The 577-nt window shown below is 45.6% G+C and carries 2 tRNA genes and 1 rRNA gene; all 3 read left to right on the top strand.

Annotated elements, in window-relative coordinates:
* Positions 1 to 58 (top strand): 16S ribosomal RNA (locus KUV22_RS17230); the annotation flags it as partial.
* Between the two features lie 86 nt (positions 59 to 144).
* Positions 145 to 220, top strand: a tRNA-Ala gene (locus KUV22_RS17225).
* A gap of 17 nt (positions 221 to 237) precedes the next feature.
* Positions 238 to 314: transfer RNA gene (locus tag KUV22_RS17220), tRNA-Ile, on the top strand.
* Positions 315 to 577 lie beyond the last annotated feature (263 nt).

Raw genomic sequence — 577 nt, 5'->3', positions numbered from 1 at the left:
TGGGGTGAAGTCGTAACAAGGTAGCCCTAGGGGAACCTGGGGCTGGATCACCTCCTTAATCGAAGTCGACCTAACTTCGTAAGTGCTCACACATATTGCTTGATCGGACTGATGACGTTGATGTTTGAAAGGCTTCAGCGAGTTGGGGCTATAGCTCAGCTGGGAGAGCGCTTGGTTTGCATCCAAGAGGTCAGCGGTTCGATCCCGCTTAGCTCCACCATTTCCTGAGATGTTTATAGGCCTGTAGCTCAGCTGGTTAGAGCGCACCCCTGATAAGGGTGAGGTCGGCAGTTCAAGTCTGCCCAGGCCTACCAAATTTCCACGATTCGGCACTTTTGAATCCCTTACATAGCAGGCTATGCGACGGGATCCAAAAATACCAACTCGTGAAAATTTACTTCCTCTTTCTTTCTTTTATCAATGTCAGAAATCAGAAAACTGGTTTTTTGGATTGAGTGTGTTGCTTGATTCGAGAGATTAGCTTTCTGATTTTTACATCAGATGTTCTTTAACAAGGTGAAACATTTTGTAGTAATACACTGCAAGGCGAGGTTGAGTACTAACAATACTCAACTCA

It is taken from the genome of Microbulbifer agarilyticus (assembly GCF_019800665.1).
Taxonomy (GTDB): Bacteria; Pseudomonadota; Gammaproteobacteria; order Pseudomonadales; family Cellvibrionaceae; genus Microbulbifer; species Microbulbifer agarilyticus_C.
The sequence above is the reverse complement of the archived record's forward strand: the minus strand, read 5'-3'. Positions and strand labels throughout refer to the sequence as shown.